Here is a 19,673-nt window from a genome sequence, read left to right as displayed (position 1 = left end):
CTGTTGATATTAGTATTTTTTTCCGGTGTATAGCCAATATAATGGCTCTATTAGACCAAAAGGCCGCCATAATTTTGGATCTGATTCACTAATAACTGCTCGTGTACCATCATCATCAGATATAACAGTTCTAGAATTAGGTGTTTCACTGTCACTCCCTAACATCCCATAGGCAGAAGTAGCAAAGTAATCTACAGTTATTTTCTTAAAATTTTGCAGCTTTCCATGTACTCCTTCAAAACGACCTCTGATTTTATCGGTAGGATTATTACTATGTATCCATAGTTCGGGAATATCACATTTAGTTAAGGCTACAGCCACTCTCCGAGATGGGCTAGCTGATGGAGTAGACCTATCAAGTCGGACTAATAATTGATAGATACATTCAGCATAGTATTCATCTTTACGAGCAGTACCATCTAGTAAAATTATGATTCCTGTTCCTTCTATTTCTACAGAATCCTTAATGTATCTTTCTAATAACTGAGGATTTTGATTTTCTACTAAATCTCGGAAAAACTCACCTGGGTAATCTTTACATTGAATATCTAGGCTAGAAGAATCATTAAACTCAATTTTGAAAACATAACTATTCTCTAAACCAGAACCATAAGGAGTCCGCGCTATCTCTTGCTTTTGATCTAAAAACTCTTTGGCTTTATAGACAAAGTTTTCAGTTTCTTCACCAATGGGAACGACCCGTGTGACTCGACTTTGAGGATCATTCCCAGACAAGCCAGCTAGGGCTGCTAGGTAAGTAGTTTTACCAGATGCGCGGTCTCCTATAAGGCGAATAGTTTTGATTAGTGGTTGCTGTTGTCTCTTTTTAAAATTATTAAACACCATGTTGCATTGCCTTTCCCTTACTCAGCCAATATAGAGGAGCAATCATACCATAAGGATACCAATACTGTTTTTCTCTTAATACTGAAAGTTCAATTTCTTTACCTTCACTATCTAGCTTTTTTTCACTTTTTCGATTCGGTCTAGGGTCATTATGATTTAAAACACCAAAGGTAGATATAGCAAAAAATCTGACATTATTATTGAGTTTATCTTGCAATAATTTAGTAGTTCCAGGCAGATGGGCATTAAAAATATCTGTTTTTGGATCTAACCTACCAGGCCAAATTTCCCCCCTTTCGCATTTACTTATAGCCACGGCAATTCTTAATGGTTGAATGTTCTTTTTAATGCTGCCTTTTAGCCTGTCTTGTTTATCCATCTCTTCAATAAACTTCCTCATGGCTTTCGTATAAACTAAATCATTATCGCTCTCCCATTTATCCAAGAAAATTAAACAACCAATTACATCTGGCTTTAAACATTCTTTGATGTATTCCTGCTCTAAGGGTGGCAGAGGATTTACTTGAGCAAGATCCCTATATATTTGACCTGGATAATCTCTGACGGCTAAGTAAATTAATTCCTCTCTGAGTAAACGTTTAACTGTGATTTTGAATATATAACGAGGTAATTCATTGAGATTGGGCTTGATTAATGTAGGTGCTAAATAAGCTCCCTCTTCTCGAATTTTCTCTTGAGCTTCATCTCGGAGATTTTTTCCATGTTCCCCGATAGGCTCAACAGTAAATGGACTTTTCTTACCAGATCGGATTCTTTCTTGAGGCCAATCAGCCAGTCCCGCCAAATATGTTGTTTTGCCAGCATTTTGTGGTCCGAGAATCGTAATAATTTCTCCTTTGGATTTTTGGTTCATATTTTAACTTCTTCTAAGTAATTTGCTAGATACAACCAAGGTAATTCTAATAAAGAACGATTCTTGACAGTAGTAATAAAACAGCGAATTGATAAGCCTGTAAAATTATTGTTGATTTGCTGAATTTGGGAGCGAATGGGTCGGAAATAACGATGATAAACATATTGATGACGATCTAGCCAGTCCATTGTGTACCCCTGAGGGTTATAGCCTAGCTTCTCTGCTTCTTGATCAAGATTACAAAAGAGGTCAGCTTTATTAAGACAGATTAATAAATGTTTGGATTTGGGACAATCTTGACAAAAAAACCTCACCCATTGATCAAACCGATTACACCACTGTTCCAAGGTTGGGAATGGTCCGGGAGCTTCCTCAAGCTCTGGGTCTAAATTTAAATCTAAATCTCGATGGGGTGGTAAAATCAGCAAAATTGCTTCGCTACTTCGAGATGCCTGTAAAAACAGATTCCATTCATCTGGGTTATTGGCTTGCCAACTCTCGCGCCAAATTTCACCAGTTGTATCGAACCAATCAACAATGATTTTCTTGGAACGAATACGAGTCCGCACTTCTAGCTCTAAGGTGCGGCTATAAGTGCTTTGTCTGGCATCAGTTCTCAGAGTGCTATCCTTAACGGTGTCATATAAATTCGCTTTGAATTTTCTATAAGTAGCCTCGTTGCCTTTGACAAAGTTCCCTTGGGGGTTGGAAGATTCCATTGCCAAGTGAGTTTTGCCAGCTTGGCGATCGCCTATATAAATTATTCCCATTTCATTTATTTCTGCACTCTCTTCACTTACGCCCTTGTTATAGCTTTGAATACCTATGTTTAGAGTATATTTCATAACGGTGGCTGGATAAGCGAAAAGGTGATACCAGGAGCAAAAGCCACGACCAGACAATACGCTTGTGCAGTCGTTCCTCTCGAATTGCACTCTGCGTCTGGCTTGACAGTTGACAGTAAGGAACGGTGTCACCTGTGTTGCTTAACCCAGAACGCCCCCGGTGAATCACAGAGGGAGATTTATGCGATTTTTATCTGATTTCAATGGCTGAAGGGCGAATTTTTCTATTTTTCCGAAAAATCTAACTCCCCTGTGGTAGTTTATTATGACTAGTTTTAGAAGGTTATTACTCTAATAGGAGAACTTTAACTATGAATATTGCATCCCAAATTGACGCAATTATCGCTCAACGTCAAAACCAGGCTAGAAAAGTTGAAAGTGTTTTAAAAAAATGGGAAAGCCTTAGACAAGCTCTAAAAATTCTAGAAAACGAACGATTGAAGAACCTTACTAGCGACACTGAAGGTAATTCTAGTCTTTCTAAACGTTTGAACCCTATTGCTTTTTCAAACCTTATAGAAGAAGTTAATCAAGAATTAAGTAAACTAGAAAACCTGAAAAAGCGCTTATCTCGCCCAACACTCAATATTGGAGTTGTTGGTAGAATGCGTCAAGGGAAAAGCACCTTACTAAAAAGTATAACTGGATTAAGTGATGGCGAAATTCCTACTAGTTCTGGAGGTGTTTGCACAAAAGTTTTAAGTAAAATTTTTCATCAACCAGGTATGGTAGGAAACGAAGTGGAGTTTCATTCATGGTCTTCATTTAAAGAAATTGTCCATCTTTATTTTGATAAGCTAGGCTTACAAGGCGTTAAACCAGATAATCCTGCGGATATCGATCCTAAGTTACTTCCCCCCTTGCCTGAAGATAAAAGAAAAGATCCACAACTTCAACGTCTCTACGGTCGCTTTTCAAAAGAATACTATATCAAATTTGATAGTTACAAAGATTTTATTGATGAGAAAACAATAACAATCCGCAAAGAAGAAATTCAAGAATATACTACTCAATACAACCAAGATAGCAGTAAATATTTAGCTGTTAAAGAAGTGAGAATACGGTGTGAGTTTCCTGACAAATACCAAGAAGTAGGAAAAATTGGAGTTGTAGATTTACCTGGGTTAGATGATAATCCAATTGCTGATGTGGAATTGTTAATCAAAACGCTTAGAGAAGATATAGACTTTATTATTTTTGTTCGGAGACCCGATCCTCTTGGTGATGCTTGGAGCGATACTGACGTAAAAACTTATAAAATAGCTTATGAAGCTTTAGGAGAATTTCCTATAAATGAATGTTCTTTAATGGTTCTCAATAAACTTAAGGAACAAGAACAAGAAAGTTTAAAGGCGTGCCAGCGTTTTAAAAACGGGATTTCTGAGCAGCAAATTAAAGTTGCTCGTACAGTAATTGCTGATTGTACAGATACTGATGCTGTTAGAGAAGAGGTTCTTATTCCAGCTTTAAACGATTTAACCACAAGTATTAATTCTGTATATAAGCAATATTTCAAGCTGCAAAATGCTCGGCTACAAAAACTGAGCAGTAAAATTAATCAAGAGCTACAAGAAGCTGGTGAAGTCTTAAAAGGATATAGTCAAGCAGATGCCGGGATATTTATTTCTTGGTTTGAAACAATATTATGGAAAGATATTAATGCTGCAATTCAAGAAAAATATGATCAATTAGATAGTAACAAAAAAGACCCGCACTCAAAATTTAAAGAAGAAATAAAAAAAATTGTAGATGATTGCCTTAAAGATGAAGTAATTTTCACTATAAATGATGTTAAGTCTATTCGTCCAAGACATCAAAGTTCATGGAAGATAACCTATTACATCTCCATTAATCAAGTTAAAGATAGACTGAAAGAGAAGTTTAAAACTTTGGCAACAACTCTAGAGGAATCAGAGAAAGAATTACAAATATCTATAGTAGAGATATTGTCAGAGCATGGCAAATTAGGGAATTTGGTGCAGAGTAAAAATGTTAAATTTTTTCAAGAAATAATCGAACAATTTCCTCAAGCTGAAGATCCAGATCAAAGTATCTTTAAACTTGTCAATGCTTTTGAAGAAATAAAAGAACCTACAAAGACATATCAAGACACTATTATTAGCTGGATTGAGACATATCTTGATGAACTGAACCCAGATAAACATATTGATCCAATTTCTATGAGTCAACTATCAAAGAATGAAACAGAGGTCTCATCAAATCAACTAACAACTATTGTTGCAGAAATATTTACCAAAGATAATATCCTTAATTGGACTAAAGGAGAAATTGATTCTAAATATCAAGATAAATTCTCAAATAATGAAGTAAATATATCAGATCATGAATCTGAACGGCTGACAGAAATTGTTTCTAAAATAATCACAGAGAAAAATATTTTTGATGAAATTGAGACAACAAATGTTAATTCTACAAGTGCAATAATTTTCGATATTGGGCGTATTATACTTAATGGGTTTGGTATTCCTATACCAAATGTGCCAGAAGAGCTAATTAGAAAAGTCTCGCGTCTCGTAATTAAGCAAATCTACCCCTATGTAACGAAACAAATTTTCAATAATAGTATTCAACCAAGTACTACTTCGAGCCTGCCTAAAGTTAATAGTGAACCTTCATCTTCCGTTGAATCATTGCTGAGTGAAATTGATAAATTGCGTGAAGATGTTGTGAAAAAATGCGATGAGATGTTGCAAACTAAGTTACATTATCCTAATTCTATTGCATACTCCAAATATAGCAGTTTTGTCACCAAAGCATTTTATAATCTTGAGGCTAAAATAGGATGGCAAATTTTTTATAATTACCATCAAAAAGAAATTTACTCTCTAGTAAGTCAACAAGAAAAAAATAAAAAAGTTGAAGAGGATTGGAAAAAATTAATAGAATCTGCAACAGCACTAAATGAAGAAAATACCTTGCTCCTACAAGATTTATGATATATTTCATTCATAGTATTCCATCTGTAGCAAGTTCTGAACAACAATTTGATTGAATTTTTGGCGATCACGTAATTCACACTTGAATTACGTGATCGCCTCAAGCTTGGGGCGCGTAGCACCCTCAAGTGCCACGGGACCGTACTTAAGATAATGTAAGCTAATCGGCACTTAAGTTGCATAATAAGAAGATGAAAATGCTTAAAAGCAACTATGCTGCTACCAGTCAATAACTTTTTAATATCGGAACAAGTTACCCAACTACAGCAAGCTCTAAAAGAGAGCAATCTACCACATGTTAGAGAAAGAATTCTAATTATTCTGCTGCAAAATGATGGTAAACCTCAACACGAAATTGCTAAATTTTTAGGTTGTTCGCTTAGAAAACCGATTTAGTAATCAGGATTGAGAAACAGATTGCTCAGTAGCGTTACTAAAAATTTTGGCAAGGACATGAAGATTATGGACGACGGCTGTACGGCGAAGATCAAATAAGTTCTTGCGAATACCAATGTAACGAGCTTGATCTCCAAGAATCGACCAATGTGAGATAAGGAATGCTCAAGAGCTACACGTTTTCGGAGCTTGGCACGACCAGCAAGGGTTAATTTACGTTGTTTTAATTCCTGGAACAAAGGCTTATCGGAATGAATGGAAACACTTCGTCCAGTTCGGGAAGTAGTACAACGCTCCCTTAACGGACAAGTTGCACAAATATTTTTTGGGAACTGAACTTTGTCACAGACCTCTTGCAATTAAGCATCAAAATCAATAGGCTTACCGTTGAAATAGTTGTAAATATCCTTTGGGTTAAACCAGCTTGGCAGTGTACGCTCTGCATCCTTCAACTCCTCGCCATTGTCATCAAGCAAGCCACGAACAATCTTGACTCTGGAAAGTGGTGTTTTACCGTTAGCTGAGAATTTTTGAATGAGGATTGTACCCGCCTCCCTCATTGCTTGTGTTCCTTCTGGATAGCTTGAATTCGTGTCATTATGGGTAATACCAGTTACATGAACTTTTGCTTTCCTAGTGTCTGTCAAATGCAGTTTATAAAACTTTTCTGCGGGTTCACCAATCAATGATTTTAGGTTGGTGTACTCATCAATAAGCACTTGTTCAGGCGTGATAGTCGCGGGTTGCTCTAAGTCATTTTTACCTTTAATTCTTAATAGCCAATGCTCACACAGACCATCAAGCGCAGTACCTATCTCTAACTCTGACTCTGCTATGTTTTGAGTATCAAGATATTGCCATGCTTTGGAGTTATCCCCAGTCGCGTGACGGTCAATCAAGTAGTAGATGGGAATCCGTAAGCAATGCTTTCTAACAAGAGCTATAGCCGCGCTCGTGTAAGTTTTACCTGACCCCTGGCGACCGATTAACCATAGTGGGGTTAAGTTGTCGATAATCTTCCACAACCAGCCATCCTCATGAGCCTTGAGCGCTTCTATCAGTTGGTTTGCTCGTTGTTGATCAACTGATTGCTGATTGTCACTGCTTGCGATCGCGCTTTTGGTTTTCCCCTTAACCTTGCCGCGTTCCTGGTCAGCTTTCGCCCTGTCTCGCAAATTCTCAGCAATGGTTTTATCCATCACAGAATGATTAACAGCACGGGCTTTCATGAAGTCCTCTAGCTGGATACGTGCCTTAGCGCGTTCGTTTTCCTCATCGGTTAGCCCCAATTGTTTACGCTCTTGAACGTCTAGGTCAGTTAACCCATCTTTCAGGCGCTCAGTATAAAGCTGGGTTGAATGCTGCTTAACTTCACGTTTGTGCTTGTTTTGCTGCCAAGTTGCATAGTCGTAAGTCTTTTCGAGTTCGCCCAGTTCATAATCCGTGCGCTTGAGGCGTTGCGAACGCACCAGCAAACAACCCACGACACCCCATAGCCCAATAACTGCAATCCCATATCCTAGCAACTGATTAGGGTTATCTGTGGGCAAATCACGTACCCATTGAATAGCATCGCCCTTGTAGGGAATGATGCTGCCATACAATCCGTAGCGTTGCCATTCTTCAGTAAGGACAAAACGTGGTTGGTTGCAAAAACGCTTATCCAAAGCTATCTGACTGTGTACGCCGTTTGCTGACCTTGGGCAAAATTGAATTTGTGTCAGGTCGTAGGGCTGGCGTGTTTGCGATGTTGCTAGCCCGATGATTGCGGCTACACCACACACACCAGCCAGTGCTAACTCGAAAACACCTTGTTTCATTCCCGCCCCTTAAAAATAATTGCAATAGAGCCAATGAATAAAGCCAACGCGACTGCAATACTTACCCAAGGGTCTGATTGCGGGTTCTGTTTTTCAATGGTTTGGATGTCTTGGCTAATCTGCGTGACTGTTTCTTTAGTCAAATTCTCAAAATATTGATGGTCTTTGACTGCTAACCAAGTTGTGATACCTGCAAACACCAAGCCCCCAGCAGTTTTTATAAGATTTTGCATATTATCTACCTCTATTCCGTCACTGTTGTAATTAACTCTCAAGCCCGTTAGCCCAGCGAGAGAGCCAACGCTGCATATAGAAAACGAGAGCGAAATTGCCAGCCAGAGATTAACGCTACCGCCAGTTATTAAGAGATATTTAGCTATAAAGAATCCCGTAGAATTTAGCGACCAACCGACAAAGAATCTGGTCAGTTTTTCAGTTGTATTGATAACGTCTTTGCGGTGCTGCTTGCGTGACTCCAAATGTTCTATCAAGTCTTTTGGTAACGGCGTATCGGGGGCGATTTCGCTTACTACTTCTTCTTGATCATCTTCAATATCGTATGTCATATTAGCGTCAGGATATTTACTTGCCCGACAGTCACTTTCATCTGTGGCTGTCGGGCTTTAACTATCAAAAACCTAGCAGAGCATCCTTGATTTTTTGTACAATTGAGCGCTCTGCATATTGCTTTTTAGGTTTAAAGTCATCACGAGCGTTATCACCCATTTCTAAGTAATACTTGCCCAGTTCTCTATCATGTTGCAGGTCAATTGTTTGTTGTCTAATGTCGGTTTGCAATTCTGTCTGCAACATTTTATATTCGCCATCAACTTGCATCATGTGTTTATCTACCCATGCTTTGAGCAATAGATGGTCTGTTGATTGTTGATGGCGCAGCGCTTCTTTCTCCTTGGATGAAGTAAAATCAAGCTTCATCTCTTCTAGGATGTTAGCTAGATGAGTATCAGCTAAAATCGCTGACTGCACTGCTCTTTCAATCTTCTCGCCGCTAACACCTGCTTGTTTGTAGATGTCACTTAGGACTATATTTAAGTCCTCAGTCCCCTTGATAGCAGCTAGCATTTGCTCTCTTACCTGTGGGGCTAATTCGCTAATCTTTGCCCCGTCATTACCCATTTGCCCTATCAGCTTCAGGGCGGATTTATCACCTGTTAGCGCTCTGACTAATAAGTTGGTAGAGGCATTAAATTTAGTTTTTAATTGGCGCTCTAGGTGGCGTGATTTGGAAGTTACCAGATTCTTTAGCTTCATTGAACTTTTCACAGCGATATTCCTTCTCTGGGGTAAAGATTTGGTTGCAGTGGTACTCCATTCGCCTTACATACTGTTCAATAGCTGACTTTCGTTTGAGATATTGCTGATAGTTTGATTTTTCTAGTATTGGCAGATACAAGCAGCTATACAAGGGTAAAATCACAGCACCGAGCGCACATAAACTAACAGCAATTCTTGAGAAGTAGCTCATTCTACAAGAGCGAATTACCAAGCACTCTAAAAGCGTCAAGTCATTGCTATTGAGCCGCTTTGAGCCTTGCAAGGATTGAGAATTGGGTGCTTTTAATGTTTTGGCGGATGACTCCCATATCCGCTTTCATGTCTCCTGAGAAGTTATTAACCTTTTGGTTCAATCTAGAAGCTCTGTTGCTTACGTGTTCTCGCAAGTCTTGGGCGTTAGTTTCAAATGATTGCTCAATGACATCAAATTTATGATCAACGTAGCTCTTGATTGCAGCCGTTACAGTACTGATGAATTGGCTGTAGTCGGTAAAAGTGTCGTCAACCTCGGATGCAATGCTCAATGTTTCTTGTTCGGTTAACTCAAACCCCAGCGCGGATGATTGGGCTGTTACAATCTGACGCTTATCTGAGCTTGTTACAGTGATGCTGTTAATCTCTGGTTCGGCGACCGTAAGCTGACTGTTATCAAGTTCCGGGTCAGACTGTGCATCTTCTACTTGTGAGAGAAATTTTTCTTCAACGGGTTCATCAACTACAGATAATTGGCTTGTCGATTTGACTTTGAGATAGTCAACGGCTTGACTCAATTGCTCTTTGGTGGGATTGTCAAGGTCATCGCACTCTACAGCTAGTGCTGCCGTTGTGTAATCGTCCTTGGTAAATCCTTGATAACCCTGTTTGTACAAACGAGCGCGGACATTGTTAGTAAATTTGTCAGACATGGTAATTGCTCCTTAAAGGGCTAGTGTTAAAACTTCGATGGTTGCGGATTTCATCGGTTGCGGTCGTCTGTTGATTGCCCATTTAGCAGCAACAAACGCAACAAGGGCTAAATCTTTGCAGTGGTAAGTATTTTCAGCTTTAAAAGATAGTCCGGCTTTTTCAAACCAGTAGTAACGAGTGCTGCGTGGTACATCGTCAAGATTGATTTTTAGATAGTCTGCAAGAATTTCTAAAAACTGTCTGCCTGAGTAGTGAGCATCTAACTCATAGAAATGTCTAAATGCCTGCCAGCGTTCCGTAAACCCCTCACCACGACCCGTAAAACTGCCGTAGCGCCGTTTTAGTCCAGCGAAACCTTCAACTATCTTTTGAGCATCAACTGCCTGTACTTCAAAACTGAAGTGTTGCTTTAAGGTTGCTACCACTCGATACCAAGTAATATCAGCAATCTGTTTGTTTAACTCACGCTCGTAAATCTGTTTCAACTGGCGATACTTAGCTATATACTCTTTCGTCGCCACATTTTCTCCTGGTTAATGCTTAAGTGTGTATAAAATTAACTGCCATTCCAGATAAGTCCAAGGTATTTGATGTATGTAATTAGTTGAATCCAGTTATTTGATATCAGCAGTTAGCTGACGACTATCAATAACCTTGGAAAATAAATCTGACAAATCATGAAGAACTTACTTTTCCGAGGCTATAACCACGTAATAACAACGTTTGTCAGCTTTTAAGACTTACTGACACTTTCTCGTTTACCCCCGCGAATACGCCCCTTTTGGACTAGTTGACGCACTTGTACCAAAGCCTTTGTCCGCGACGCGCGGTAATAGATGTTACCAAGGGTTAGAACAAACTCAACTGTATTGAGTTGTTAGTTATCTCTGCTGTGTGCTGTTTATATAAGCTCGGCACTTCGTAGCAACGCCTTAGCACCTTGTCCCGATTGAGTTTTAAGTCGGCAGTTTTAGACTGACGCGGTAAAGGACGGAAATAATATTGTGTGTGTCTGATACTGTCATTGCTATAGAGATAGCGATAGAGAGCGCCATCGATACTGTAGGTTTTGGATTTGCTTAGGAGGGTTACGCATCCTACAAGCTGTTTATCGATCATCATTCTTTTCTCCTGCAACACACGCACCCGTCAAGCTTGCACCCAAGAAAACCGCGATAGATGCGATGGCACTTCCTTCAAAAATTTTGGCGTTGTAGATCCATGTGGGTTGATATTCCTCGCCTCTACTTTCCTCAATCCGGTCAAACCCGTGACAAAAGATAGAACCAACTACCATAAAACTAGTAGTTACCAAGCTCACAATTGCTACTGATGACGCTCCATTAAGTATGAATGAGTTAATCTTTTCACGCCAAGTTTTCACACGGCGAATGTGCATTACTGGCTTTTGTTCTAGATATGAATGCCACTCAAAATCAGTAAAATTTGTGGGCTTGGAATCATAGGGAACGTGAAAATCAAGTAGTTCACCTACTGCTTGGATTGCGTCGCCTAGCATCACATCTGGGGAGTATTCTAGTTGTCCAAATTCCTTAGAATCTCGGATTTCTCTGAGCCAGCGATCTATTGCTTCTAACCTTCGTAATTGATTTTGATTAAGCATTACTTTCTCAAAAGGTAGTTCGTTGATTGCTTCTAAGTTGCGTAAATTGATATACATGAATCCTCTCTCGTGATGCAGACACGCACAATTACCGCGACCGCAGAAAATGAACGGACGCAATGCAGATATTGCTGTGAATAGTTGAATACTGTCAAAACAGCGATTGCAACCCTTGCAACCCTCGGAAGGAAGTCGCCTTAGCGTTTTGCGCTTGGGTATTACTTGCGTCTGCCTTAAGTTATTGACGTATCGATAACCTTGACACTAATATAATAATATCAACCAAATGATAATGTCAAGTAAAGCTAACTATCAACCGAATGGTATCTTTCAAATGCTGATAAACTGCAACAGAATTAGCTGTTAATATCAGTTACTTGTTATTGATGCCAGTTAGGAATAAAATCAAGCAGTTTGTTGATGATAGGGGCATTACCCGTTATCAGTTCAGAAAAGATACAGGGCTATCTGCAACCACAGTTTACGCTTTGTATGACAATCCCTGGCAAGTACCACACGTAACCGCGATGAACAAAATTTGTGACACTTATCGCGTTCAGCCTAGCGAGTTAATCGAGTGGGTTCCACCAGAAGAAGTCAGCGATCGCGTACAAAAAACAAAATAAGGAGGGAATCTGACCGAGGGAAATCAGGCAAACGACGATATAGAGCGTGTTGAGGGCAAATTTGACCCACTAGCTGAGACTAGATATTGGCTGCCTGCTGCTTCAGAGCAACACTGCAAAAGGATAGGCAGAAAAAGGGGAATACGATTAGTTAAAGTTGTTGATACCAAGATAGAACCTTTACCAATTATTTGTATTTTTGAGGGACACCCAGATGAGTGAAACAACTACTCAGATACCAGTAAGCGAATTAATCCCAATGCTGACCGCGATCGCGGATCGCAACTGGGAACGCTTTAAAGAAGTTGAAAAACAATTCGTTACAAAACACGGTATAGAGGCTTGGGAAGATTTTTTTGCTTTTCGACTAAAGCCAGCTTTAGACAAAGAATCTGATAGATGGCTGCTAGTTCAGTGGTGTAGCAAAGGTTTTACAGTGAAAGATGTAGCGTGAATCACTCTTGTGTAAACTCATAGGCACGTTAGCCCCGTAAGGCAAAATCGAGCAGCTAGTACTATTTCACATCATTATTTTTTGATGTCGCCAATGTTAACAGTGAAAGACCTAACAAGCGATTTTCAACTCCCACTGCACAACGAAGCGGCGTTTGAAAAAATTAGGGAGGCGAAAGATTATGCGTCCACTCAAGCTCTAGCGGCTGGTGCTGCTGCGCTGGCTACAGGAGGCATAATTCATCCGGCTGGCTGGGTTCTTTTTGGATTGGCTTACAAGCCGTTGGTGGTAACTCAAAAACTTGCACGGTTGGAAAAATTAGGAACCTTACTTTTTGATGAGTTTAAAAGCCTAGATGTACAAGTCTTCCCGGTAATTCCGGTAGAAGACAACAACCCTATCGACTTGTTTATTAGATTTCCACGAACAACTCACCTGTTTATCTCCATTCGGTCAAAAGGAGATAGAGAAATTGTCTACAACGAAGCTAGAGAGGTTTTACAAGTCAAGCGCAAAGACAAAAATGGACTAAAACTGTGGCAACCCTGCCCACTTGTGGAGTTAGCAGATTACGAGAAGTGGCTCAACAAGAACAGAGATAAGTTTTTGATGTCTTCCCGTGAAGCTCAAAAGACTCCCACAGCAAAAGTTTTGGTCTTATGGCCTCCTACCAAGGCGGCTAATACTCACAATGAACATCTTTATTCGGAGGTGGGAAGTATGAAAATTCTGGCTCTCAGAAGAAAAGGTACTGCGTTTGTTATTCAAGAGGAGGAAGTAACCGAGTTTGTCAGGGCTTGGTTAGCCAAGTACAGATAGGCTAAAAGGTGAAAACCCCGTGTCCCGTTGGGATACCGAGGTTTTCTGATTTTTATTCACGTGGAATTGGGGTTATCGGGTGTGCAAGCCTAATTAATATCCCTAATAGTAATCTTATCAAACCTTTCAAGGTGTTAAGCCATTGTAACACCAGCAATCCAGACAGAAAGAGCAGTTTAGGATTTTTCTGTTTTTACATTTCTGAACGTTTGTATTAGAAGATTACTTTCGGGATAGCTCCAATTCCTCCAACACACTTCAGGAGGAATAGCTCTCATGTCACCATTACAACAATTTAATCACTCAGTATCGACGCAATCAGCAGATGCTCAAGGGGCAAATTCTGTTGCTTTGACAAAACTTGAGTTGATTGAGAGTCGGATAATCAAGTTTGCGTTTAACGCAACTGGAAAAAACAAAGACTGGGACTTTAAGAAGCTGGCCGGTAACTTCATTGATGTAGAAGGCACTCTAGCCGATGTCCAGCAACACATAAAAGCAGGTCACGCCATCTGTGCCGGACTGTTAGGGGGAAAATGGCGCAGTAAGGCCAATGTCATCGGTTCTCAGTGGCTACTACTCGACATTGATAATTCTAATATCGCCCGTGATGCTTATGACAAACCAATCAAGGACGAGAATGGAAATTATATCAAAGTTTACGATCACCAATTAACTATAGAAGAAGCCCTAGCCCATCCCTTCATTAAAAAACACTGTGCTTTAATTTACACCACAGCTAGTCATAAACCAGAGTGGCATAAATTCCGGTTGATTTTCCTTCTCCCCGAATATGTCCAAGGCGCTGATACTGTAGAAGCTTGTACACGCTTCCTCATGCAGCAGTTACCGCATGATCCAGCTTGTAAGGATGCTTCCCGTGTATTTTACGGCAGCACAGAGGCAGAATTCCCCCTGGTCAACCCTGAAGCCACTTTACCAGCAGAATGGATAAGTGAAGCGATCGCGATCGCGCAACAGGAGCGTATTGAGTATCAGCAAAGAATTCAGGAAATTGAGTCACGGCGTAAAGAGTGGCGTGAGATTTCCCTCACTGAAGGCTGGGACATTGACCAGCTAATCCAGAACGCACTTTCATTCATCCCACCACGCACCCCAGGAAGCGGTAACTACGACGAATGCCGTCAGGTGTTGATGGCTTTGGTTAACCATTATGGGGCATCTGAGGCGGAAATCATCGCCGAACAGTGGTCGCCCAGCATCAAGGGTTCAACTTGGAACATCCACGCTAAGATTCGCAGTTTTAGACGTGGGGGAATCTCAATCGGCACACTGTTTCACATTGCCAAACAGTATGGTTTTCGGTTCCCGCAACGCCAGTATGAACCATACCTGCCCAAAGGAGTAATTAGCCGTGAACAGTGGGAGCTTGGGCGAGTCAGAGAGGACTTGAGCAGCTTCCAAAATTTATTAAAGCAAGCCATCGCTCCATTTTCTTCGATATTTAAAGGATTTAAAGCCCCACCAACACCAAAGCCCTTACCCGAAATTGACACGCCTTCGCCCAATGTAATTATTTACAAGCCCGGCAATATCCCGTACATAAGCGAAGTTACAGGCAATATCTCTATCTCCTGCCAGCCAGAAGAACACATTGCCGCATGGGTGGAAGCTGTTTCTAAGGGCTGGAAGCAAATTTTAGATAATTCTCACCCTGGACTGGGTAAGTCTTACAACGCGGGGCAACTGACGGCGGCCTTATTTGGCGTTGATAAACTTATTTATCAGGATGCCAACCACAGAAACCCATCTACACTGCCCATTGAGACAAATTTTGTTGACCTGCCAGTGCGACACAACGGCTTTAAACTAGATCCCACCCGCAAAACTCCTACAGGTGAGGACTTTAAACTGTGGACTAAAGCGGGTGAGACTGCCGACACTGACGGCAATTGTCACAGAACTTACTTATTTAACGCCTTCCGCAACAAGAATTTTAGCAGCCTTGATTTTGAAGAGAGCGGCATTAGTCCCATCTGTGGCGGTTGTTCCCTTAAAAATCAGTGCCGTTTTGCTTACGGGGACGGTTTTGGCTTCCGCTTTCAAAAGCGCAGTGCAATTCAAAATTATTCTGAACTCAGAGCGCACCCAGACTCTACACCAGTCACCTTAACTAACGCTGCTGACCAAACTTTCACCGTTGGGCGGTTATGGGAAGAAGCTGGCACACTCATCAAACCCGTGCGCTCGGTTGATGTGAACCGAGGCGATTTTGAAACCACCCTCGGCAAGCTGCTACTGTTAGAACCAAATCTCTTGTCACAGCTGCAACCTGCACTCTTAGTTTTACGCCAACTGCTTACTCAGCAAATTAAACCTACTGACCGCTACGGCTTTGATGATGCCAGCATCCGTGCGCTGCTGCCCCCTTTCCCCACAGGTTTAGATATCGAAGCCATTCGCCAAGCCTCAGAACCTGATTTAACTTTCTTAGAAGACTTGGACTCAATTGATATTACCCAAGATAAACAACTCAAAAAAAGTTCTGCCGCTCGTTATGCTGCCAAAAAGGTAGTTAAAGACAGCGCACGAACGGCAGGCAGGGAGTTTCTTGACTTGCCTAATTACTGGTTGCCTGACTTTCTCGAAGCTTGGAAAGGTGATGGTAGTTTTGAATCTCAATGGGGTGTACTCAGCATTTACAGACGAAACCCCAAACATACTGAATTGGCCAAATCTGCCCAATTTAATATTTATCTTGATGCCACATTCAAATCTCAGCAATTGAAATTGAAACTGGGCATCGATGAGCCTGTGTTAGTCATTGAGCAACAACGCCCTGACTACGGCAATTTAAAAGTCGTCAACGTCACGGGGCTGGGTAAACTGCCCAAAAATCGCTCCCTTCCACTTAGCGCTCGTGTTAATGCCCTCAAAGAAACCTTGAAAAAACTCTGCCCCAACCTTGGCATTATCGATTGGAAACAGATTGCATCCCAAGCTGAGGGCCGCACAGAATATGGTCACTTTGTCGATGGGCGTGGTGTTAATCGCTTTAGTGAGTGTGATGCGATCGCAAGTTTCGGCATTCCTTACCAAAACATCGGTGTTTTAGCAGCACAATATCAGGTGATGACTGGTGAACCAGTCAACCTGGAAGATAAAAACAGCGCTTTCCAAAAGTATCTCACAGACCTGATCCGTGCAGAAATCATCCAAGAGATTGGGCGATTACGCGCTCATCGTCGCCCCAATGTGGAGCTAACATTCTACTTCTGCGCTGACTATGACCTTAGTTTTCTCTTAGATGAACTGCCCGGAATCAAGTTAGAGGTTGTCGATGCCTGCTCTATATGCACCGAAGCGGGTAGCCGAGATCAACAGACGGGACACGCCATCGTCAAAGCGTTTACCCAGCTTTGGCAGTCACACCAGAAAATTGGACAAAAGGCGATCGCCAAAATCATAGACACTACACAAGGATGGGTGAGCCGATTTACCCAACGCTGGGGGGGCTGGCAGCACTTTAAAAAATTATTACTCTTGCTATTAGATAGTCTTAATAGCGGTAGTAATAAAAATTTGGCTGAATTAACCGATGATGAAAAGTGGCTAGCGCGTACATACTTCCCGATGTTGATTGCTGAATCAGAATCATCACTCCCAACTTCCCTAGATGGGATTGCGGAAGTTACCGAAGTTCTTGGTAGTACGGCGATGCGGCGAGTTTTACACAGATGTAGCTCTCAAGTTAGGGCTTCACTGCTGATGATTGTACTGAGTTGTTTGCCTACTGAAGTTTACTCAATTTCAGTTTCTGAAATCTCTGCATCACTCGCAGAACCTGCGCTATCACCTTGAACAGTCGTAAGAACTGATTCTAGACGATAACCAGCTTCGCGGATGTAATAAGAAGCTGCACCCACGTCTTCAAACACGCTGTCAAATTGGGGATGAGTTGACGGAAAAATCTTTCTCAGGCGTTCGCTGATTCCTGAGAGTTCTTCCTGGATAGCGATTAGTTCTTGAGTATCATCATCCATACTTATTTACCACAAAGATAGCTGCCCCGGTGAAACATTTGATTTTCCACCTCTATGGTATAAAAGGTGACAAGCACTACAAAGAGCTATAAGGTTGCCTCTGTGGTTATTTGCTGGGTTTCTGTCCCAATGATGAACCTGTAGGGTGTACACCCTGCGTTTTGAGCGTGTTAGATGTGATGTTTTTTCACCAGGGGGAATGCAGTGTAACCCGCATTTTTGACAACGCCACTGGGCTTGTTGCTTAACTGAAGTGGCAATTTCTGACCAATTATCTGGGTATAGAGAATAGGTGAACGTCATCAGTCTAATTAAACTAAAGCTTTGAGAATTGTAATGCTTCTAGGGCTGGGCTACGGAAAGAAAAAATATTACTCCTGCTATTAGATAGTCTTAATAGCGGTAGTAATAAAAATTTGGCTGACTTAGACGACGATGAAAAGTGGTTAGCCCGTAAATACTTCCCGATGTTGATCACTGAATCGGAGTCATCACCAGATTACCTGTTAGAGTCAGTGGCAGAAGTTGCCCAAGTTGTTGGTACTAGGGCGATGCGCCGGGTTTTGCATTTTTGTGACATAAGAGTGAGGGTTGACCTGCCGATGACTTTCTTTCGTTGTTTGCCCACCGAAGTTTACTCAAATGAATCCATTCTAAGAGCCGTTGCCTCAATGCAACAGAGTTGTAACTTGACAGTGACGTTATAGAATTTATCGGTTTTCAATTACTACTGAACTAATTAGTAACAAAAGACACTCCAGTAACCAACTACAATTCTGGTTATATTAGACGAGACTGTTCAAAATTTTTTTGTTCTTGATTATCGAGCAAGCAGATTATCTATATGTCTGAACTTACAGACGGACTTGAATATATTTTAGATTGGTTAGAATCTACAAATCTGGAATTGTTTGATTGTTATAACCCCGGTTTAACTCGGCAGCAGATTGATAAAATAGTCAAAGATTTACCCTTTAAGTTATCTGAGGAAATCTATGAACTTTATCAATGGCGAAATGGAATAGCCGACCTTGGTTTTAACAATTATTATCCCCCAGTCGAATTTCTATTTCCCAATCAGTTATTTAGTAGTTTGCCCACTTCATTCAGTACTTTACAAGACTCTGTTTCAAATTATTATGATTTCTGGCAGTTTGAGCAATCAAACATGATGGATAAGCCATTTGATGATTATAAAGGCTGGGATCAGAAATGGTTTCCTATTGCTTTGTTTGAGAACAAAAGAATACTATATGTAGTTGGCGATATTGAGCCATCCCCAGTTTATTTTATTGATTTCATTTTTATTGAGAATCCATTAAGAGTCTATAAAAGTCTCACAAGTATGATATCTGTAATTGCAGAATGTTGTGAGTTGGGTTTATATCAACTCATACCAGATGAATCTGGAGAAGAAGATGACATGATAATACGAATAGATGAAGAAAAGCTGGAACTTGAAAAAGAGATATATCAAAAATATAACTCCTAATTACACGGAGTCAGCACCTGGAGAATTTTACTCTGTTGTTTAGAAATTTGACTATTCCATAACGATTTAATTAGGTAAGCTATATGTCTTTTTCTGGCGACGGCTGCTTTTCTTCACTTCACCTAATAAATACTTAATCCGACCACCACTCAAGTTAATGCCCAGTCCTTTCAACATCTCTGACACTTCATCGTAAGTATAGCCATACTTATCAGAGGTCAGCTTCTCAATGTACCGTCTCATTTTCCTGATGGCCTCTCTGTCCGATATATCCTCTCGTTCTTTTGGCTTCTGATCCTTCAGCAGATTGATGGCCTTATCAATCTTCTCTTTCGTAATTACTTCTGAATTCTGATGCTCACTCATGGTTATCTCGTGAATACCGATTAAGTGATAATTATCGGCTATTTGAAATAATTTGATTCAAAATCCTCAAAAAAATTGACTATTGCGGCTACGCCGAATCGCGCTTTCAGTTTGACGGCTACGCCTTAGATTTTTTAGTGTGGCAGCTTCGCTGGTCTGATTATTCAAGCTAATGCTAAACAATCTGACTATTACAGCTACGCTGAATCAGAGAATTTTACTTAAAACAGCTACGCTGAATTATTTTTTAGTATTGCGGCTACGCCGGACTATTATATTGTGTGGCAGCTTCGCTGAATCAGAGATTTTTCATATAGCAGCTACACCGTTTTTATCTCCTCTATAGTG

At 40.7% G+C, this 19,673-nt stretch carries 19 protein-coding genes and 2 pseudogenes; 8 read left to right on the top strand and 13 right to left on the bottom strand.

Going from position 1 to position 19,673, the window contains the following annotated elements:
- Positions 1-9: 9 nt before the first annotated feature.
- From GJB62_RS35745 to GJB62_RS35735, 3 genes are read right to left on the bottom strand one after another with little or no spacing between them, the layout of a single operon-like run.
- Positions 10-846: a GTPase domain-containing protein gene (locus tag GJB62_RS35745; protein ID WP_114084616.1), complete on the bottom strand. Its 837-nt coding sequence runs from the start codon at positions 844-846 to the stop codon at positions 10-12.
- Complete coding sequence (locus tag GJB62_RS35740) at positions 836-1,720, bottom strand: hypothetical protein (RefSeq protein ID WP_114084615.1); 885 nt, start codon at positions 1,718-1,720, stop codon at positions 836-838. The genes GJB62_RS35745 and GJB62_RS35740 overlap by 11 nt, the downstream gene beginning before the upstream one ends.
- On the bottom strand, positions 1,717-2,565 hold the full coding sequence (locus GJB62_RS35735) for a hypothetical protein (protein ID WP_258551475.1): 849 nt from the start codon (positions 2,563-2,565) through the stop codon (positions 1,717-1,719). The genes GJB62_RS35740 and GJB62_RS35735 overlap by 4 nt, the downstream gene beginning before the upstream one ends.
- A 311-nt stretch (positions 2,566-2,876) precedes the next feature.
- Here GJB62_RS35735 and GJB62_RS35730 point away from each other — a divergent pair, with 311 nt between their 5' ends.
- Positions 2,877-5,522: a dynamin family protein gene (locus tag GJB62_RS35730; RefSeq protein WP_114084614.1), complete on the top strand. Its 2,646-nt coding sequence runs from the start codon at positions 2,877-2,879 to the stop codon at positions 5,520-5,522.
- A 213-nt stretch (positions 5,523-5,735) separates the two neighbouring features.
- Positions 5,736-5,900 (top strand): annotated as a pseudogene (locus GJB62_RS35725) (helix-turn-helix domain-containing protein); the annotation flags it as partial.
- Between the two features lie 21 nt (positions 5,901-5,921).
- On the opposite strand, the pseudogene GJB62_RS35720 reads toward GJB62_RS35725, so the two are convergent.
- The 8 genes and pseudogenes from GJB62_RS35720 to GJB62_RS35685 all read right to left on the bottom strand — a co-directional run.
- Positions 5,922-6,271, bottom strand: a pseudogene (locus GJB62_RS35720) (transposase); the annotation flags it as partial.
- Positions 6,272-6,277: 6 nt separating this feature from the next.
- Positions 6,278-7,738 carry a hypothetical protein gene (locus GJB62_RS35715; protein ID WP_114084612.1) on the bottom strand — a complete coding sequence of 487 codons (1,461 nt, stop codon included), beginning with the start codon at positions 7,736-7,738 and terminating at the stop codon, positions 6,278-6,280.
- Positions 7,735-8,304 carry a hypothetical protein gene (locus tag GJB62_RS35710; protein ID WP_114084611.1) on the bottom strand — a complete coding sequence of 190 codons (570 nt, stop codon included), beginning with the start codon at positions 8,302-8,304 and terminating at the stop codon, positions 7,735-7,737. Before GJB62_RS35710 ends, GJB62_RS35715 begins: the two co-directional genes overlap by 4 nt.
- 64 nt (positions 8,305-8,368) lie before the next feature.
- On the bottom strand, positions 8,369-9,010 hold the full coding sequence (locus GJB62_RS35705) for a hypothetical protein (protein WP_114084610.1): 642 nt from the start codon (positions 9,008-9,010) through the stop codon (positions 8,369-8,371).
- Positions 9,011-9,270: 260 nt separating this feature from the next.
- Positions 9,271-9,939 carry a hypothetical protein gene (locus GJB62_RS35700; RefSeq protein WP_114084609.1) on the bottom strand — a complete coding sequence of 223 codons (669 nt, stop codon included), beginning with the start codon at positions 9,937-9,939 and terminating at the stop codon, positions 9,271-9,273.
- A gap of 12 nt (positions 9,940-9,951) precedes the next feature.
- Entirely contained in the window at positions 9,952-10,461 is a 510-nt protein-coding gene (locus GJB62_RS35695) for a hypothetical protein (protein WP_114084608.1), read from the bottom strand.
- Positions 10,462-10,789: 328 nt separating this feature from the next.
- On the bottom strand, positions 10,790-11,062 hold the full coding sequence (locus GJB62_RS35690; protein WP_245246350.1) for a hypothetical protein: 273 nt from the start codon (positions 11,060-11,062) through the stop codon (positions 10,790-10,792).
- Complete coding sequence (locus tag GJB62_RS35685; protein WP_114084607.1) at positions 11,049-11,621, bottom strand: hypothetical protein; 573 nt, start codon at positions 11,619-11,621, stop codon at positions 11,049-11,051. The genes GJB62_RS35690 and GJB62_RS35685 overlap by 14 nt, the downstream gene beginning before the upstream one ends.
- A 329-nt stretch (positions 11,622-11,950) precedes the next feature.
- Between GJB62_RS35685 and GJB62_RS35680 the strand changes: the two genes are divergently transcribed.
- From GJB62_RS35680 to GJB62_RS35665, 4 genes are all read left to right on the top strand, one after another.
- Complete coding sequence (locus GJB62_RS35680) at positions 11,951-12,190, top strand: helix-turn-helix transcriptional regulator (RefSeq protein WP_109013574.1); 240 nt, start codon at positions 11,951-11,953, stop codon at positions 12,188-12,190.
- A 214-nt stretch (positions 12,191-12,404) separates the two neighbouring features.
- Positions 12,405-12,644 (top strand): hypothetical protein, encoded by a 240-nt coding sequence (locus GJB62_RS35675; protein ID WP_114084606.1) that lies wholly within the window; start codon positions 12,405-12,407, stop codon positions 12,642-12,644.
- 93 nt (positions 12,645-12,737) lie between these two features.
- Positions 12,738-13,463, top strand: a complete 726-nt coding sequence (locus tag GJB62_RS35670) for a hypothetical protein (RefSeq protein ID WP_223278440.1) — start codon at positions 12,738-12,740, stop codon at positions 13,461-13,463.
- Positions 13,464-13,739: 276 nt separating this feature from the next.
- The gene (locus GJB62_RS35665) at positions 13,740-17,285 is read left to right on the top strand and encodes a PriCT-2 domain-containing protein (protein WP_114084605.1); all 3,546 of its coding nucleotides are present in this window, start codon (positions 13,740-13,742) and stop codon (positions 17,283-17,285) included.
- Here the strand turns inward: GJB62_RS35665 and GJB62_RS35660 are convergent.
- Positions 17,225-17,467, bottom strand: coding sequence for a hypothetical protein (locus GJB62_RS35660; RefSeq protein ID WP_114084604.1), 243 nt, complete (start codon positions 17,465-17,467; stop codon positions 17,225-17,227). The two genes, GJB62_RS35665 and GJB62_RS35660, sit on opposite strands and share 61 nt — an antisense overlap.
- Positions 17,468-17,883: 416 nt before the next feature.
- Between GJB62_RS35660 and GJB62_RS35655 the strand changes: the two genes are divergently transcribed.
- Both GJB62_RS35655 and GJB62_RS35650 read left to right on the top strand, forming a co-directional pair.
- Entirely contained in the window at positions 17,884-18,174 is a 291-nt protein-coding gene (locus GJB62_RS35655; RefSeq protein ID WP_242060939.1) for a hypothetical protein, read from the top strand.
- A 137-nt stretch (positions 18,175-18,311) separates the two neighbouring features.
- A complete protein-coding gene (locus GJB62_RS35650; RefSeq protein WP_114084601.1) occupies positions 18,312-18,959 on the top strand; it encodes an SMI1/KNR4 family protein in 648 nt (215 codons plus the stop codon).
- Between the two features lie 66 nt (positions 18,960-19,025).
- Here GJB62_RS35650 and GJB62_RS35645 read toward each other — a convergent pair whose 3' ends face one another.
- On the bottom strand, positions 19,026-19,202 hold the full coding sequence (locus tag GJB62_RS35645; RefSeq protein ID WP_159402702.1) for a hypothetical protein: 177 nt from the start codon (positions 19,200-19,202) through the stop codon (positions 19,026-19,028).
- Between the last annotated feature and the right edge of the window lie 471 nt (positions 19,203-19,673).

The organism is Nostoc sp. ATCC 53789 (assembly GCF_009873495.1).
Lineage (GTDB): Bacteria > Cyanobacteriota > Cyanobacteriia > Cyanobacteriales > Nostocaceae > Nostoc > Nostoc muscorum_A.
Note: the sequence above shows the minus strand (reverse complement) of the source record. Positions and strands in the feature narration are given on the sequence as shown.

What these genes read in the sequence shown, in the direction of transcription:
- GJB62_RS35745 (WP_114084616.1), bottom strand. Translation starts at nt 846, where the DNA reads ATGGTGTTTAATAATTTTAAAAAGAGACAACAGCAACCACTAATCAAA.
- GJB62_RS35740 (WP_114084615.1), bottom strand. Translation starts at nt 1,720, where the DNA reads ATGAACCAAAAATCCAAAGGAGAAATTATTACGATTCTCGGACCACAA.
- GJB62_RS35735 (WP_258551475.1), bottom strand. Translation starts at nt 2,565, where the DNA reads ATGAAATATACTCTAAACATAGGTATTCAAAGCTATAACAAGGGCGTA.
- GJB62_RS35730 (WP_114084614.1), top strand. Translation starts at nt 2,877, where the DNA reads ATGAATATTGCATCCCAAATTGACGCAATTATCGCTCAACGTCAAAAC.
- GJB62_RS35715 (WP_114084612.1), bottom strand. Translation starts at nt 7,738, where the DNA reads ATGAAACAAGGTGTTTTCGAGTTAGCACTGGCTGGTGTGTGTGGTGTA.
- GJB62_RS35710 (WP_114084611.1), bottom strand. Translation starts at nt 8,304, where the DNA reads ATGACATACGATATTGAAGATGATCAAGAAGAAGTAGTAAGCGAAATC.
- GJB62_RS35705 (WP_114084610.1), bottom strand. Translation starts at nt 9,010, where the DNA reads ATGAAGCTAAAGAATCTGGTAACTTCCAAATCACGCCACCTAGAGCGC.
- GJB62_RS35700 (WP_114084609.1), bottom strand. Translation starts at nt 9,939, where the DNA reads ATGTCTGACAAATTTACTAACAATGTCCGCGCTCGTTTGTACAAACAG.
- GJB62_RS35690 (WP_245246350.1), bottom strand. Translation starts at nt 11,062, where the DNA reads ATGATGATCGATAAACAGCTTGTAGGATGCGTAACCCTCCTAAGCAAA.
- GJB62_RS35685 (WP_114084607.1), bottom strand. Translation starts at nt 11,621, where the DNA reads ATGTATATCAATTTACGCAACTTAGAAGCAATCAACGAACTACCTTTT.
- GJB62_RS35680 (WP_109013574.1), top strand. Translation starts at nt 11,951, where the DNA reads ATGCCAGTTAGGAATAAAATCAAGCAGTTTGTTGATGATAGGGGCATT.
- GJB62_RS35675 (WP_114084606.1), top strand. Translation starts at nt 12,405, where the DNA reads ATGAGTGAAACAACTACTCAGATACCAGTAAGCGAATTAATCCCAATG.
- GJB62_RS35670 (WP_223278440.1), top strand. Translation starts at nt 12,738, where the DNA reads ATGTTAACAGTGAAAGACCTAACAAGCGATTTTCAACTCCCACTGCAC.
- GJB62_RS35665 (WP_114084605.1), top strand. Translation starts at nt 13,740, where the DNA reads ATGTCACCATTACAACAATTTAATCACTCAGTATCGACGCAATCAGCA.
- GJB62_RS35660 (WP_114084604.1), bottom strand. Translation starts at nt 17,467, where the DNA reads ATGGATGATGATACTCAAGAACTAATCGCTATCCAGGAAGAACTCTCA.
- GJB62_RS35650 (WP_114084601.1), top strand. Translation starts at nt 18,312, where the DNA reads ATGTCTGAACTTACAGACGGACTTGAATATATTTTAGATTGGTTAGAA.
- GJB62_RS35645 (WP_159402702.1), bottom strand. Translation starts at nt 19,202, where the DNA reads ATGAGACGGTACATTGAGAAGCTGACCTCTGATAAGTATGGCTATACT.